13 protein-coding genes are annotated in these 14,912 nt (G+C 36.8%); 10 read left to right on the top strand and 3 right to left on the bottom strand.

Annotated features, from left to right (window positions below; all coding sequences use genetic code 11):
* Positions 1-215 precede the first annotated feature (215 nt).
* Positions 216-548, top strand: a complete 333-nt coding sequence (locus tag J4051_RS08490) for a hypothetical protein (RefSeq protein WP_208233443.1) — start codon at positions 216-218, stop codon at positions 546-548.
* A 3-nt stretch (positions 549-551) separates the two neighbouring features.
* Complete coding sequence (locus tag J4051_RS08485; protein ID WP_208233442.1) at positions 552-1,370, top strand: GIY-YIG nuclease family protein; 819 nt, start codon at positions 552-554, stop codon at positions 1,368-1,370.
* A gap of 76 nt (positions 1,371-1,446) precedes the next feature.
* Here the strand turns inward: J4051_RS08485 and J4051_RS08480 are convergent, their stop codons facing one another.
* A complete protein-coding gene (locus tag J4051_RS08480) occupies positions 1,447-2,568 on the bottom strand; it encodes a ligand-binding sensor domain-containing protein (protein WP_208233441.1) in 1,122 nt (373 codons plus the stop codon).
* Positions 2,569-2,744: 176 nt separating this feature from the next.
* A complete protein-coding gene (locus tag J4051_RS08475; protein ID WP_208233440.1) occupies positions 2,745-3,449 on the bottom strand; it encodes a CPBP family intramembrane glutamic endopeptidase in 705 nt (234 codons plus the stop codon).
* 457 nt (positions 3,450-3,906) lie between these two features.
* On the opposite strand from J4051_RS08475, the gene J4051_RS08470 reads away from it, so the two are divergent.
* Positions 3,907-5,607 (top strand): glycoside hydrolase family 10 protein, encoded by a 1,701-nt coding sequence (locus tag J4051_RS08470; RefSeq protein ID WP_208233439.1) that lies wholly within the window; start codon positions 3,907-3,909, stop codon positions 5,605-5,607.
* A 103-nt stretch (positions 5,608-5,710) separates the two neighbouring features.
* Here the strand turns inward: J4051_RS08470 and J4051_RS08465 are convergent, their stop codons facing one another.
* Positions 5,711-6,514 (bottom strand): class I SAM-dependent methyltransferase, encoded by an 804-nt coding sequence (locus J4051_RS08465; protein WP_208233438.1) that lies wholly within the window; start codon positions 6,512-6,514, stop codon positions 5,711-5,713.
* A 580-nt stretch (positions 6,515-7,094) separates the two neighbouring features.
* Between J4051_RS08465 and J4051_RS08460 the strand changes: the two genes are divergently transcribed.
* From J4051_RS08460 to J4051_RS08430, 7 genes are all read left to right on the top strand, one after another.
* A complete protein-coding gene (locus J4051_RS08460; RefSeq protein ID WP_208233437.1) occupies positions 7,095-7,487 on the top strand; it encodes a hypothetical protein in 393 nt (130 codons plus the stop codon).
* A 269-nt stretch (positions 7,488-7,756) separates the two neighbouring features.
* Positions 7,757-9,238 carry a type I restriction-modification system subunit M gene (locus J4051_RS08455; RefSeq protein ID WP_208233436.1) on the top strand — a complete coding sequence of 494 codons (1,482 nt, stop codon included), beginning with the start codon at positions 7,757-7,759 and terminating at the stop codon, positions 9,236-9,238.
* On the top strand, positions 9,238-11,319 hold the full coding sequence (locus J4051_RS08450) for a GmrSD restriction endonuclease domain-containing protein (protein ID WP_208233435.1): 2,082 nt from the start codon (positions 9,238-9,240) through the stop codon (positions 11,317-11,319). Before J4051_RS08455 ends, J4051_RS08450 begins: the two co-directional genes overlap by 1 nt.
* 1 nt (position 11,320) lies before the next feature.
* Positions 11,321-12,787, top strand: a complete 1,467-nt coding sequence (locus tag J4051_RS08445; RefSeq protein ID WP_208233434.1) for a type I restriction-modification system subunit M — start codon at positions 11,321-11,323, stop codon at positions 12,785-12,787.
* Positions 12,787-13,974, top strand: coding sequence for a restriction endonuclease subunit S (locus tag J4051_RS08440; protein ID WP_208233433.1), 1,188 nt, complete (start codon positions 12,787-12,789; stop codon positions 13,972-13,974). Before J4051_RS08445 ends, J4051_RS08440 begins: the two co-directional genes overlap by 1 nt.
* A gap of 2 nt (positions 13,975-13,976) precedes the next feature.
* Positions 13,977-14,474 carry a hypothetical protein gene (locus J4051_RS08435; RefSeq protein WP_208233432.1) on the top strand — a complete coding sequence of 166 codons (498 nt, stop codon included), beginning with the start codon at positions 13,977-13,979 and terminating at the stop codon, positions 14,472-14,474.
* Positions 14,475-14,550: 76 nt separating this feature from the next.
* Entirely contained in the window at positions 14,551-14,904 is a 354-nt protein-coding gene (locus tag J4051_RS08430; protein ID WP_208233431.1) for a hypothetical protein, read from the top strand.
* The last annotated feature ends 8 nt before the right edge of the window (positions 14,905-14,912 follow it).

Raw genomic sequence — 14,912 nt, 5'->3', positions numbered from 1 at the left:
TATGAAACGATGTTTTATATAACAGTCATATCAGTCTGGGGAAATCGGTAAATAGCCCTTCGTAAGTTCTGAAATTTCAGAATTATGCGATAATATCTTGAACAAAACCCCTACAAACCTCAAATACTTTTTCACCTTCGAACTAAAGTTTAAAATTTTGCTTAATTTTGTAGGCTATCTCGATGGTGTACAAAATTAAATCTGTTTTAATAGTCATGCTCTTTAGTGCAGCACAAAATTCTTATACATCTCCCAAGGTTGTATCAAGTCCTACATCTTCAAAAATGGAAGGAGCAGGGTTGGATGTCACATCGAAATGGTCAATTCCTGTAATCAAAAAAGAGAACAAAGCAGAAGCATCTAGCACTGTTGTACCTCTATCAAAAGAGAGCTCTTCTGTCATGCGCGAAAGCCAGAAAGCTTGGGTTGCGGCCGTAATACATAGCAACTCGCCAAGTACGATTGGTCTGTCAACAGAAAAACAGGTTAAAGCTGATATCTCAAGTTCCAAATCCCTACAAAAAAGTTTAATTAATCAAGTGTTTTAAATTATGACATTACACGAAGCGATACAACAAGCGCTATTAAAAGCTAAAAAATCCTTAACGGCTCCAGAAATTGCTGAAGTTTTAAATGCGAATAGCTGGTACAGTAAAAAGGATGGCTCTGACATCAAAAGTAGTCAGGTCGCAGCGCGCGTTAAAAGCCATTCGCATCTATTTAGTAATGCCAATAATCTGATTGCCTTAAGAAGTTCAGAAGGCATCGTTGCCAAAAAATCAACACCCAAGCAAAAGCAGGTGTCGGTAAAAAAAATAAACTTGGATCCTAAGTTGATGATGAAGGTTTTGATCAACGAAAAAAACTTTAAATCCATTACGGAGTGTGAGCAGAACGTTCCAGAAGGACCAGGACTTTATGCTGTTCGGATAAAGGACATCAAAGCATTGGATATCGTATTTTTAAATGTTTTGGCAGAACGCAATCACACCATCATGTATATTGGCCATGCTTCCAAAAACTTGCGAACACAGTTTTATGAGCAAGAATTAAGGGCCAAAGGACACGGTACTTTTTTCAGGACCATCGGAGCGATTCTTGGCTATGTGCCCGAGAAAGGCTCATTGATAGGGAAGAGCAATCAAAATAATTACAAGTTCGCTCCTGAGCATGAACAGGAGATTATACAATGGATTGAAGAGCATCTGATTTTTAACTGGATCGCCACTGACACCGATCTTCAGGAAATGGAGGCGAAGCTGATTAAGGAACATTTGCCATTATTAAATCTTGCAGGAAATCCGGGCGTTATCAATAATATCAGAATGTTGCGGAATAAGTGCAAGGAGATTGCACGGGGCAACAAATAAAATTAGGATGGAATAAAACAACATCTGAATTGACACCCGTATCAACTTTAGTCAATAGCAGGCGTTAGTTTGATGCTTACCATGGTCCATTCCTTGTAATGTTGACAAAATTTCCATTTTCATAGCGATAAGCACCCCCAAATCCAACAAACCAAAGACGTTCTTGTTGATCCTCGTAAATTTGAAAAGTGGCTGGGCCAGTAGTGCTTTCTTCAATTTGATAGGTAGTGAAGTCTTTTCCATCATAGCTGTATAAACCACGCCCTTTTGAACCAAACCAAATAGTTCCCTTTTGATCTTCCAGTAGCGTTTCGATTCCCGTATCAGCACCAAGTATTGCATCAGTAATATTGGTAAGGGTATCACCATTATAAAAGAAAAGACCGCTATGAGCCGTTGAAATATAGAAATTTCCGTCGCGGTCTTCAATAATGGAATTGACAAAATTGGAACGAAGTCCGTCTTTCTCGGAGATGTTGGTCAATACAGTGCCATCATAGATATAGGCGCCGCCATTTGTACCAAACCACATCCGTCCTGTGCTGTCTTCCATGATGGAATGTACCATTCTGGAGGTGCTTACACCTCGGGTTGGATCTGCCTTTCCTTCAGGAATTTCAAAGTGCGTGAAAACTTCCCCATTAAAAGTGTAAACCCCTTGAGTAGTCCCAATCCAAAGCAAACCGTTCTTATCTGCCACCATACTCCACAAGCCACTTTTTATAAGGATGTCTTTTTCATAATAATTGGTAAAATAAGCACCGTCATATTTTGCAATTCCCCCACCATACCCAATCCATATAGCGCCTGATTTATCTTCAACGATGACATACACAGTGATGCTCTTTCCATCTTTATCGGTAATATCAAAGTAATCAAGGCCCTGTGAATTATATCGGCAGAGACCATTTTGCGTACCAAACCATAGATTTCCATTTTTGTCTTGAAAAACCGTGCGCACGACACCACTGATTTGGTTTCCCTGATAGTCTTGTTCGTTTGGGTTTGATAGGAATTCGGGAAGAGTTTCAGCTCTTAAGACAATGTTGTCTTCATGTACTTTTAGCTGTTCTGGAGCGATTTTTAATAGTGCTGTATTTTTTTTAACCTGTCCGTCACAGGAGGTAAAGAAAACAGAAATTAGGATTGACAGGCCAATTGTTTTAATAGCGGAATAATTTAAATTCAGGTTTTTCATATGTCTGAGTTTATGTTTTCAAGTCATGAGGGGCGGTAACGAGATGCATAGCGTTTAGGTATCCTTGTAGTGTGCATCGGCACAAACTTCAAAAAAAATGGCTTTCAAAACCCCAGAGGATGCTCCAAGTAGGCTCTCAATAAGCCATAGTTGAGGATAGGGGTCAGTCACAGTTTTTATGCGGATTTTGGTTTTAATACGGTTTCTTCTTTTACAAAATAGCTCACGTAAATTAAAATAAAAACCGGAACTAAAACCCATCCAGTTATAAAATTAACAAAAGACATCCAATCTGTTAATTCATTTCCGCCTTGAGAAATGAACACTAATTCGCCCAAAGGCCCTTTTGAAAATAGGGTGTTATAAGTAAAATTCCAACCCAAATGAAGTCCGAAAGCGAGCATTATAGACTTGGTTTTTGAAAAAGCCCAAGCCCAAGCGTAGCCCATTAATCCTGTTCCGATGAAAACTAAAATCATTGCCATTACATTTCCTAAAACACCGTAAGAGAACCAATGATAAATTCCGAATGCAATTGCGGAAATCAAGATACTTTTATGTGAACCTATTTTCTGGATGAGAATGTATAACAATGCGCCACGAAAAATGAGTTCTTCTGTTAATACAGATTTAAAATCCCACCAAAATGATTTTAAAACAATTTCGTTGGAAATATGGTCATTCAAAATCCAAGCCGATGATTTCAGGTACGCCTCTACATATTGGACAAGAACACAGAGGGATCCAGTTACTAAGAATCCGATTGAGAATTGTTTTAATCTTTTGGCAATTGGAAGAAATCCTAAAACTAAAATATTCTTTTTTTCGATTAAATGTAAAAGCAACCATGAAAGGACAATTGCAATTAAAATTCCTATCATTTATTTGGTTGGTTTTAAATTATGACAAACAATTGGATCTAACATATGGTCCGTATTCAAAGGCGATGTTCGCAAATTTAATGGAATTTTAAAGAAATCAAGACCTATCATAGGCCTATTCTGGTCTTGGTTGGCATGAAATTAATGGTTTAAGTAATATTAATCACTCAATCTGTATCGTACAGTAAGCACGTCACCATGTATCCAATACGTCATTGCGAACGAGGCACAAGCGCGGCAATCACATGTGTCAATGGTCACCAACTATAGGCGCCACCCATATTAATCTCAAGAAGCCGCTGTAGATTAATCGTGATGGAACAATGCTATTTGGTGTTACCAACCAACATCATTGGCTTTGATTTTATACTCACCACCTCAGTTTTTTTCTTTTGCAAATAGATTTTGAATGCTGGATTAAAAGTTTAAAATTTGCCCAATTATTTGCCTTAACTCTATGTCGTTTCAACTTAAACCTATTTTGCTGCTCATACTCCTTGCTGTAGCGTTACATTCCTGTAAATCTCCCAAGGTAGTGTCACGACCTGCACCTCCAAAAAAGGAAGCGCCACGAGTGGTTGCAACACCTAAACCGTCACGTCCTGAAACTAAAACAGAGGTCAAGGAAGACGTCAAAAAAGAAAATAAGGTAGAAGTTAAAGAAAAAGTCAAGGAAGTAATTAAATCCGAAGAAAAGACCGAAGTGGTTTCGTCATTCAATCAGAGCCCCTTTGTCATGCGTGAGTTTCGCGCAGCGTGGATTGCTACCGTGGCGAATATCAATTGGCCAAGCAAGCGTGGTCTGTCCACAAAACAACAGCAGGACGAAGCCCTAAAACTATTGGACTTTTTAAAAGCCCATAATTATAATGCGGTCATTTTTCAGGCCAGGCCACAGGCGGATGCCTTGTATAAAAGCCATTTGGAACCTTGGTCTTACTTTCTGTCGGGTGAGGTGGGTAAAGCCCCATCGCCTTATTATGATCCGCTTCAGTTTTGGATAGAAGCAGCCCATGAGCGAGGAATGGAATTGCACGTCTGGCTAAATCCTTATCGCTCCCACCACAGCACGGGTGGTGAAATAATGCCAAAATCTTTGGTAAAAACAAATCCGGAACTTATGGTGAGTTTAAAGAATGGCATGTGGTGGATGGATCCGTCCAAACAGGCCACACAAGATCATTCTTCGGCCGTAGTTATGGATATCGTGAAAAGATACGACGTGGATGGCATTCATTTTGACGATTATTTTTATCCTTACGCATCCTATAACGGAGGGCTGGACTTTCCCGACACTGAAAGTTATCAGAACTATATAAAAGCAGGAGGGAAGCTCACCAAACCCGATTGGCGAAGAGCAGCAGTCAATGGATTTGTAAAGCGCATCTATCAAGAAATTAAAGCTGAAAAGCCAGAGGTGAAGTTTGGCATCAGTCCGTTTGGGATCTGGAGGCCAGGGTATCCTAAATCCATTGTAGGCATGGATCAATATGACGAATTGTTTGCTGATGCCAAACTATGGTTGAACGAAGGGTGGATTGATTATTTCACCCCTCAGCTGTATTGGAAAATCAATCAAGTGGGGCAAAGTTTCCCTATACTATTGGGATGGTGGCAAACTGAAAATACCCAGAATCGCCACTTATGGCCAGGCATCAGGATCGATTATGGTGGGGATGCCGACAATGTGGATGAAACCATCAACCAGATTATGTTGACCCGTGGCATGGTGGCAGAAAGTAAGGGCACCGCACATTGGAGCATTAGTCCGTTGTTGAAATACCCGAACCTTTCAAAGGCGCTGGTGAACGGTCCGTATAGAAAACAGGCGTTGGTACCCGCAAGTCCGTGGCTCAATGCAAAGCTGCCAGAAGCTCCTGTGGTTGACACAAAAGTTGAAGGCAGTAAAGTCACTGTTTCTTGGAGTCACCCTAATGCAGAAGCTGTTTTCAATTGGGTGGTGTTCTATAAATATGCCGATGATTGGGAGTACGTCATCTTGGACAGAACCAAAAATACTTTCGAATTGCCACTCTATTCAGAAGAAATGGATCGAGACCTGCTCACCAGGATCGGTGTCATTGCAGTAGATAACACTGGAAATCAGAGCAGCTTTAACGAAGTGAAGATAGGCGCTAAGTTGTTGGGTGAGTTTTAAGGGTGATCACATCCTCTTTTCGGAATATTCATTCAGGCCATGCAACTGCGTAATATAAACTAGCCTTCCACACGATTTAAATAGATGTTTGGCAAGGGTGTATTTAGTGTTTCATGATAATCCAAATATCTTGTGGCACCCATGCTCCATTTTCGGGTTTCGTTTCAATATGTTTTAAAATCTCAACATTGCTGAATAGTTTTTCCATAAATGCTTTTGGTTGAAACGTAGAGTAAGTCCTATGGCCCTCTTTTACCTTTCCCCTAACAACCAGTTCGTCTTTATTGTATGTGTTCAATTCGGACTCCGTTAGTTTGACCTTGAAATTATCGCCGTGAGTCGTTAGGAACATGATGCCATTGGGTTTTAAAATTCGGTAGAGCTCATTGTACCAGTCGTAATGGAGTTGCTCAGAAAGGTGAGTGAAAATTGAAATGCCATAAATAATATCTATAAAATTGTCATCATATGGTAATTGGGCCTTCAGAGTATTGTTGTTGAAGTGAATATCGGGCAAGTTTTTTGAACACCAATCAATCGACTTTTCATTATAATCGGTGCCATAATACTCACATCCATTCCCTATTATATTTGGTAAGTGGCGAATTAATCGACCGGGACCACAGCCCCAATCCAGTATCTTTTTATCTTTTAATTCAATATGTTTCTCAAAATGGTTGGTCAGCCACTTCGCGGTATTGATACTCTCGGTGTAATATTTCTGGTAATTTAACTGGAAAGATTCATAAATCAGATAATCTGGTGGCAACTTAACCTCAGGATTTTTTAATTTAAAAGTCTTGTTAATCTTCCGATTTTTATACTTTTCAAAATGATATCGCATCCGGTCCGCTGAATATAGTAATCCGAGTTGACGTAGTAAGTTTGAAATCTCTCCTTTTTTCATCTTTCTTATGACCCTTAAATTTTCGCCTCAAATATAAGTGTATTCCCTTCACATTAGAAAAGAGGTGATAGTTTCTATGGTGTTTCTTCCATGGTTGCCCAAAATGGGGCTATGATTATTGTTGAATCTGCCTTTAGCAAAAAGCGGTATGGATTTAGGCCACTAGTCCTGCCATTGTTGATGGTTCCCACTAACAATTTATTCTTGAGTTTAAAAAAACAGCGCACTTTGAGAACATGTTTTTTGGTATGTTAGACCAACAAATAGAGGTGTTTGTGTGCTAATCTAATTAACTGATTATCAATGGGTAAAGTTTGGAATTGCAGCCGAGACCTCCGGTTTATATAGGCAGCTTAGAAATCTGTTAGCCCAGTTTTTATAAGGGATTCAAGCATTCGCTGTTTGTGGTCGTGTTCCAAATCGTGTTCAGTTTCGTGTTCACTTTTGTTCATAAAAATATCTTAATAAATGTAGGTAAATAGGTGCGGAATAAACAAGGTTTTTTCAATGAAATTTTGAGGTTCAAAATGAGCGGCTTTTTATAAATAATTTCAGTAGTTTTAAAAGAAATATTTATCCTATGAAAGCACTGGAATTAGTAGAGAAAATAGCAACAGGAGAAGAAACAAAATCGCACCTCTTAAAAGTTTTGGATGCTTTCCAAAATTTGGACTATCATGCCTTAAATGATTTATTGGATGATGACGCCTATTATGAAGACCTGAAGAAAACAAGTTTCATCTACCGACAAAAAGAGATCTTCTCTAAGTTTGAAAAAATAGGGGATACCTACCTCAATATTTCAACAAATATTTGTACAGGCTGCTTGTGCAGTGAACCTGTTTTTGTCTTTTCAGGGAATACTTCTGGACATAAGTATGCCATCTACGTAGAATTCACCCAATACGAGATCACAGATATTTATAGGTGTTCGGAGCAATCGGATTGGTTTGATACGGATATGCCGTTTTGAGGTTGTCATTTCAATTTGATCATTTTTTCAATTGAATAGTCGTGTTATTTGATAAATAATAGTCAAGCCTTACGGAAGAATCCCTCATAGTCCTATACGTAGTTCTACGTATATTCATAAAAATTTCACGATTGGAATTCAAGAAGCTTGATAAATATTGAAAAATCTTCATATCTTGACCTTTCCTAACTTATAAAAAACGTAAAGCGCTCATCTTGTTGTAAGAGTGAGTGTTATGCTATGTTTTTATTGGCTTTCAATCAATTTCAATGACAAAAACTAAATTAACCTTATCTCAACTCGAACAATACTTATCAAAAGCAGCTTGGATTCTTAAAGGTCCAGTTGATGCTTCCGATTTTAAAGTTTATATATTTCCGCTACTATTCTTCAAGCGGCTATCCGATGTTTACGATGAAGAATACCAACTCGCATTAGAAGAATCTGATGGTGATGTAGAATATGCTTCTTTACCAGAATTTCACAGATTTGAAATTCCAGACGGTTGTCTTTGGAAAGATGTAAGAGAAACAACTGTCAATGTTGGACTGGCCATTGAAAAAGCACTTCGCGGAATTGAACAGGCCAATCAAGAATCTCTCTACGGTATTTTTGGCGATGCTCAATGGAGCAACAAAAACAAGTTGTCAGATCGTTTATTGACTGATTTAATAGAACACTTTTCTCAATACACCTTATCCAATTCTTTAGTTGAACCAGATATTTTAGGCAATGCCTATGAATATCTTATAAAACACTTTGCTGATTTAACCAACAAGAAAGCTGGCGAATTTTATACGCCGCGTTCTGTGGTTCATTTGTTAGGATTAATATTAGATCCGCATGAGGGCGAAACCATTTACGACCCTGCATGTGGAACAGGAGGAATGCTTTTAGAATGCGTAGATCATCTTAAAGAAAACAACGAAGATTATAGAACTCTTAAATTATTCGGACAGGAAAAAAACTTAACCTCCAGTTCTATTGCCAGAATGAACATGTTTCTACATGGCATTGAAGATTTTCAAATAGCAAGAGGTGATACTTTAAGACAACCTGCTTTTTTTGCAGCCGATGGTTTAAAGACCTTTGATTGCGTAATCGCCAATCCACCGTTTTCTCTAAAGGAATGGGGAGCAGAAAACTGGACCAATGATCCTTTTGGACGTAATATTGCAGGGGTGCCACCAAAAGGAAATGGCGACATGGCATGGGTGCAACATATGATTAAATCTATGAACAGTACCGGCCGAATGACCGTTGTTCTTCCTCATGGTGCCCTATTCAGAAAAGGAGCCGAAGGCAAAATAAGACAGAAATTATTGGAGGATGATTTGTTGGAAGCCGTAATTGGTTTAGGTCCTAATATTTTCTACGGAACTCAATTAGCCGCTTGTGTACTTGTTTTTAAACAGAACAAAGAAGAAAGTAAAAAGGATAAAGTCCTGTTTATTGATGGTTCTGACCAGGTTAGAGTAGGGCGTGCGCAGAACTATCTTGAAATAGAGCACGTACATCAATTATTTGATTGGTATATTCACTATGATAATGTTGAAAACTATGTAAAAGTAGCTTCCATGAGTGACATTGAAGAAAATGACTTTAACCTTAACATTCCGCTATATGTTGAAAAAATAATAGAGGACAATTTACCAAGTGTAGAAGATGCACTTAAAGATTTGAAAACAGCTTGGGCGGAAAGTCAAAAAGCAGAAGAGAAGTTTAAAACTATTTTAAAAGAGTTTATTTAATGGAAAAGAAGATATCAGAAGTTTTACATTCAATAGATAACGGAGAATACAAAATACCAGAATTTCAAAGAGGTTATGTGTGGAATAGCAAGCAAGTGAAGGAATTTTTCAAATCACTATACTTGGGATATCCTTCAGGTTCATTCTTAATATGGAAAACCAAAGACCCTTCAAAAATTAGAGGAAAAATGACTGATACAAACTCTGTGTTTCATCAGTTGATCTTAGATGGGCAACAACGCTTAACGACAATTTATACAATATTTAGAGGACAAACTCCAGATTGGTATGAAGGCGTTTCGTTACGAACGGATTTATATTTTAATTTGGAAACAGAGGAATTTGAATATTTTATGCAGAAAAAGATGAGTAATAATCCTGAGTGGATTAATGTATCGGACTTTTTAAGTAAGGGTGGTGTAAGTACTTTTATTTCTCAAATTCAAACATTAGAAGATGATGTGAAAAATTACTATTTAAGTAAAATTGTTACCTTAAATAAATTGGGGTCCATACAAGATTATGGCTATTATATTAAAGAAATCACTATGTCTGAATTAGACAAAGTTGTAGAAATTTTTAATTTAGTTAATAAAACTGGTACTACACTTAATGAATCCGATTTGGCATTGGCCATTATCACATCAAATTGGCCAGAATCTAAAGACAGATTTAGAGAAGCCTCTGTAGAGTTTATCAAGTATAATTATGATTTTACTTTCAGAAATTACACTCGTTTACTTAATATATTTACTACAGAGCGTGGAAAATATTCTGATGAAATAGGAGCGATAACACCTGAAACATTTGAAGCCGAATGGAAAGAAATCAAGAAAATTTTATCCTATTTAATTAATATTTTAAGGGATAAAGCATTTATAGATTCATCAGATAGTTTTAGCTCTTTATATGTATTTTATGTTTTAGGATATTATTTGAAGAAAAATGGCGGTCAGTTTAAATCTGAAGAAGAAGCAAACAAAGCTGTTTATTGGATGTTCACTGCCTTACTATGGGGGAGATTTAGTGGTTCATCAGAATCTTTTTTAGAAAAAGATATGAATGCAATAAAAGAACATAACTCAATTGATGCACTTATAGAAGAAATGCATTTGTTTAGAGGTACAAATTTATATCTGCGTCCAGAAGATATTTCAATGCAAGGAGTGAGAAGTAGGATATACAATCTTTTTTATAGTTCAGTGAGAGCTCAAAATGCTAAAGATTGGACTAATCCTGTATTGAGTCTATATTCTAAGAGTGTTGGGTATAATAATAAGTTGGAGAGACATCATATTTTCCCAAAGGCATTTTTATACAAAAAGTATAATTCGTCAAGTTCCATACATAAAGCAATGGTAAATGAAATATCCAATATTGCATTTATTACTCAAAAATCAAACATGGAAATCTTGGATGGTGATCCTGCCGAATATTTACCAAAAATAGATCCAGAACAGTTGAGAAAACAGTTTGTACCAACAGATGCTTCGCTTTATACCTTAGATAACTATGACACATTTCTGGACGAAAGGAGAAAAAAATTAACGGATGGAATAAACAATTTTTTGAAATCATATTACGAAGATTATTCTAAGGATGTTAAAAACCAGGACCTACAGCATTTTGATCAGGAAATTGAAAATATTGAGATTTCCTTACGTAGCATTATAGCCGAACGACTTGAGTCGGCAGCAGAGTTAGATGCTTATCAAGAAATGATTCCAAATCATATTAAAGAGAAAGTCAACGCAAGAATTAAAAATTGGTTAGGTAAAAACCCAGGGGAGGATAAAAATCAGTTTTACGACTTAAGAAGGCGTATGGACTTTTTTGATATGCAGGAATATAAAGATATTATTGTATCCAAACCTGCTTACGCCTCTTTTGAAGAGATTTTTGGAAGTAAGGGGACTTTAGAAGTTCGATTCAATCAAATTGCGGAATTGAGAAATTCAATAAGACATAGTAGAGACATAACAGATGCTACTATAAAAGATGGGGAGGCTGCTATTTTATGGTTCACTTCTATCATAAGACCATATAAGAAAAGAGCGGAATTAACAGTAGATAACGAATAGAATGACCCAAAAAGAATTAGAAAAATACCTCTGGGGAGCAGCAACCCAACTACGTGGCACCATCGACGCAGGCGATTATAAACAATATATTTTCCCATTATTGTTTTTTAAACGCATCTGCGATGTGTATGATGAGGAATTTGAAAAAGCACTTGAAGTGAGTGATGGCGATTTGGAATATGCCGCCTTCGCCGAAAACCATCATTTCATAGTCCCAGAAAACGCACATTGGAATAAAGTTCGCGAAACCACAGTAAATGTTGGTATTGCTATCCAAGATGCCATGCGCGACATTGAAAAAGCAAACCCTGAAACCCTCTATGGTATTTTTGGTGATGCTTCCTGGACCAATAAATACAGATTGAGTGATGAAACACTTACTAATCTTATAGAACATTATTCGCAACACAAACTTAATCAAGCCAATGTTCCTGATGATCAGTTAGGAAACGCTTACGAGTATTTAATAAAAGAGTTTGCAGATGATTCTGGCCATACTGCGGCAGAATTTTACACCAATAGAACGGTTGTGAAGTTGATGACCATGATTATGGACCCACAACCAGGAGAAAGCGTGTACGATCCTACCTGTGGTTCTGGAGGTTTATTATTGAACTGCGCCTTGCATTTACGTGATGAAGGCAAAGAATACCGCACCCTAAAATTATACGGACAAGAAATAAACTTAATTACCTCGGCCATTGCACGTATGAACATGTTTATGCACGGCATCGAAGAGTTTAGTATTGTACGTGGCGATACCTTGGCGCAACCTGCTTTTTTAAAGAACGACAGCCTTAAAACCTTTAATGTCATATTGGCCAATCCACCATACTCCATAAAATCTTGGGACCAAAAAGCGTTTACCAACGATCCTTTTGGGCGTAATCTTTGGGGAACACCACCACAAGGCTGTGCCGATTATGCGTTTCAGCAACACATACAGAAGAGTTTAGATGCTGAAAACGGACGTTCCATTTCATTATGGCCTCACGGTATTTTGTTTAGAGATGCAGAAGCCGACATGCGTAGAAAAATGATTGAGGAAGATTTGGTAGAATGTGTTATTGGGCTAGGCCCAAACTTATTTTACAACTCTCCGATGGAAGCTTGTTTGTTAATTACAAGAACTAATAAAAGTGAAGAAAGAAAAGGTGAAATATTATTTATCAATGCTGTTAATGAAGTGAAACAGGAAAAGACTATATCTTTCTTAGAAGAAAAGCATATCAATAAAATATTCAATGCTTTTAAAAACTATGAAAGTCAAAAGAACTTTTCTGTCTTGGTAAGTGCGGAAGATGTACTTGCTAATAAAGGTAATATGAATATTAGTCTTTATGTACAACCTGAAAAAGAAGAAGGAAGCGAAATCTTATCCTTTGAGCAAGCATATGATAATTGGAACAAATCAGGAAGTAATCTGAAATCATCGATGGATGATTTATTTAAAATATTGCAAAATTAATGGAGACGATGATAAGTGAACAAATATCAATAGATAAGAGTGATTGGACTCCAGTTAAATTCGGCGATGTAGTCTTTGAGCCTAAAGAATCATCTAAAGACCCAAAAGCAGATGGCATAAAACATGTAGTTGGACTTGAGCATATAGAATCTGAAGATATCCATTTACGTCATTCAGCAAATCTTGATACTTCTACAACATTTTCAAAGGGATTTGCGGAAGGTGATGTATTATTTGGAAGGCGTAGAGCATATTTAAAAAAAGCAGCGCAAGCTAAGTTTAGTGGTATTTGCTCAGGAGATATAACTGTTTTGAGAGCAAAGGATAATTTACTTCCACAATTATTACCATTTATAGTTCAAAATGACAAGTTTTTCGATTATGCTATTAAACATTCTGCAGGTGGTTTATCTCCCCGAGTAAAATTTAAAGACCTAGCCAACTACGAATTCCTCCTCCCACCAAAAGACCAACAAGCCAAACTTGCTGAATTACTTTGGGCTATGGATGAGGTGATTGAGAGGGAGAATGAGGTTTTAGAGAAAATTGATATTTCAAAACGGACATATGAAAAGAAATGGCTTAATAAATATACAAGTGGAATAGAAAAAAAACTTCCGATAAACTATAAAGTTTATCGACTTTCGGAGATTGCTGAAATAACAGGAGGCTCGACACCATCAAGAGATGTGAAAGAATTTTGGAACGGTGATATTCCTTGGTTAACACCAACAGATGTGACAAATCATAATAGAATAACGCTAGACAGAACTAAAGAATATATTACAGAAAGTGGGTTGAGAAACATCTCCAATAGACTTTATCCAATAGGATCATTACTGTATTGTTCAAGAGCAACTATTGGTCATGCAATTATTAATGATGTGCCCATGGCGACTAACCAAGGTTTTTCAAATTTCATTTGTAACGAAAAGGTCACTAATTATTTTCTCTATTTTCTCTTAAAATATTTAACGAACGAATTGACTAGACTTGCTGGTGGAAGTACTTTTTTAGAAATTTCAAAATCTTCTATAAGGAGATTTAGGGTTGTGATTCCTCCAAAAGGTGTAATGAAGAATATTACAGGGAAATTATTAGAATATGAAAATACCAGGTTGGAACTTGAATCCAAAATCTCCAGTTCCAAAGCCTTACAAAAGAGTTTAATTAATCAGGTGTTTTAGTTATGTATAGAGGTCCATATAAATATAAAATACTATTAGCTGGGGATGCAAATAATAGAAAAATAGGAAAAAAGTTTTATAACGAAAAGGAGGTTAATTTCACTGATCCATTAACCGATAGCGCTCTGCCTAAACTATATGTTATTAGTGTGGCTAATGAAATCGTTTACATTGGCTTTACGTTTCAATCAATTGCAACACGTTTAAATTCCGGTTTAAAAGCAAAAGAAAATAATCGCGCCATTGGCTATAAATGGAAACATATACAAGAGGAATTAGAGTTAACTGTTTTTGTGTTTCAGAATCTATTTGGTAAGGGCGCCGAGGAGAATAAGTTTGTCTGTCAACATTTAGAAGCTGTAGAATCAGAATTGGTATATCTCATCCGTAACAAAACAGGTAAATGGCCAAGATTTCAAAACGACCTGCAAATACATTATGAGTCATATAAAACTGCAAAAGAAAAAGCATTAAAGATTTACAATGAAATAATGGAATGATATGCGCTTTAAATAGCCTCAGGGTCTTGAGAAACAATTGTACGGAAATAGCGCGAGGTAATAAATGAAATAAAGTATGAAAACAAAATCTCAACTTATTGCAATAATTAACGAGCGTCATAATGCAGGCCTAAACAGTTCAAATACGTCATATTCCAAGATTAATAAATCTAAAGAGGTCTGGTGGTTTAATGTTCATGTATCAAAATTTGCCAATGATGTCCATCTTTTATTAAATATGACGGATAGCGCCATTTGGATAAAATTACCAAAAGGATTTGCGAAAGGAATTCCATTCAGGATTCGAGAAGATAAAAACGCTGTAGACTTGGAGATTTCCGCCGATAGGAATTTTAAGTATTTAAAGGATGTGAAGTCTGGTGGGAGTGGGTTTGATTTTCAGCATTACGTTATACATAGAATTAATTAACACTTTAT

The organism is Gelidibacter pelagius (genome assembly GCF_017581925.1).
GTDB lineage: Bacteria > Bacteroidota > Bacteroidia > Flavobacteriales > Flavobacteriaceae > Gelidibacter > Gelidibacter pelagius.
This window is presented reverse-complemented; position numbering and strand designations above follow the sequence as displayed.

What these genes read in the sequence shown, in the direction of transcription:
- J4051_RS08485 (WP_208233442.1), top strand. Translation starts at nt 552, where the DNA reads ATGACATTACACGAAGCGATACAACAAGCGCTATTAAAAGCTAAAAAA.
- J4051_RS08440 (WP_208233433.1), top strand. Translation starts at nt 12,787, where the DNA reads ATGGAGACGATGATAAGTGAACAAATATCAATAGATAAGAGTGATTGG.
- J4051_RS08465 (WP_208233438.1), bottom strand. Translation starts at nt 6,514, where the DNA reads ATGAAAAAAGGAGAGATTTCAAACTTACTACGTCAACTCGGATTACTA.
- J4051_RS08430 (WP_208233431.1), top strand. Translation starts at nt 14,551, where the DNA reads ATGAAAACAAAATCTCAACTTATTGCAATAATTAACGAGCGTCATAAT.
- J4051_RS08475 (WP_208233440.1), bottom strand. Translation starts at nt 3,449, where the DNA reads ATGATAGGAATTTTAATTGCAATTGTCCTTTCATGGTTGCTTTTACAT.
- J4051_RS08480 (WP_208233441.1), bottom strand. Translation starts at nt 2,568, where the DNA reads ATGAAAAACCTGAATTTAAATTATTCCGCTATTAAAACAATTGGCCTG.
- J4051_RS08470 (WP_208233439.1), top strand. Translation starts at nt 3,907, where the DNA reads ATGTCGTTTCAACTTAAACCTATTTTGCTGCTCATACTCCTTGCTGTA.
- J4051_RS08455 (WP_208233436.1), top strand. Translation starts at nt 7,757, where the DNA reads ATGACAAAAACTAAATTAACCTTATCTCAACTCGAACAATACTTATCA.
- J4051_RS08450 (WP_208233435.1), top strand. Translation starts at nt 9,238, where the DNA reads ATGGAAAAGAAGATATCAGAAGTTTTACATTCAATAGATAACGGAGAA.
- J4051_RS08445 (WP_208233434.1), top strand. Translation starts at nt 11,321, where the DNA reads ATGACCCAAAAAGAATTAGAAAAATACCTCTGGGGAGCAGCAACCCAA.
- J4051_RS08460 (WP_208233437.1), top strand. Translation starts at nt 7,095, where the DNA reads ATGAAAGCACTGGAATTAGTAGAGAAAATAGCAACAGGAGAAGAAACA.
- J4051_RS08435 (WP_208233432.1), top strand. Translation starts at nt 13,977, where the DNA reads ATGTATAGAGGTCCATATAAATATAAAATACTATTAGCTGGGGATGCA.
- J4051_RS08490 (WP_208233443.1), top strand. Translation starts at nt 216, where the DNA reads ATGCTCTTTAGTGCAGCACAAAATTCTTATACATCTCCCAAGGTTGTA.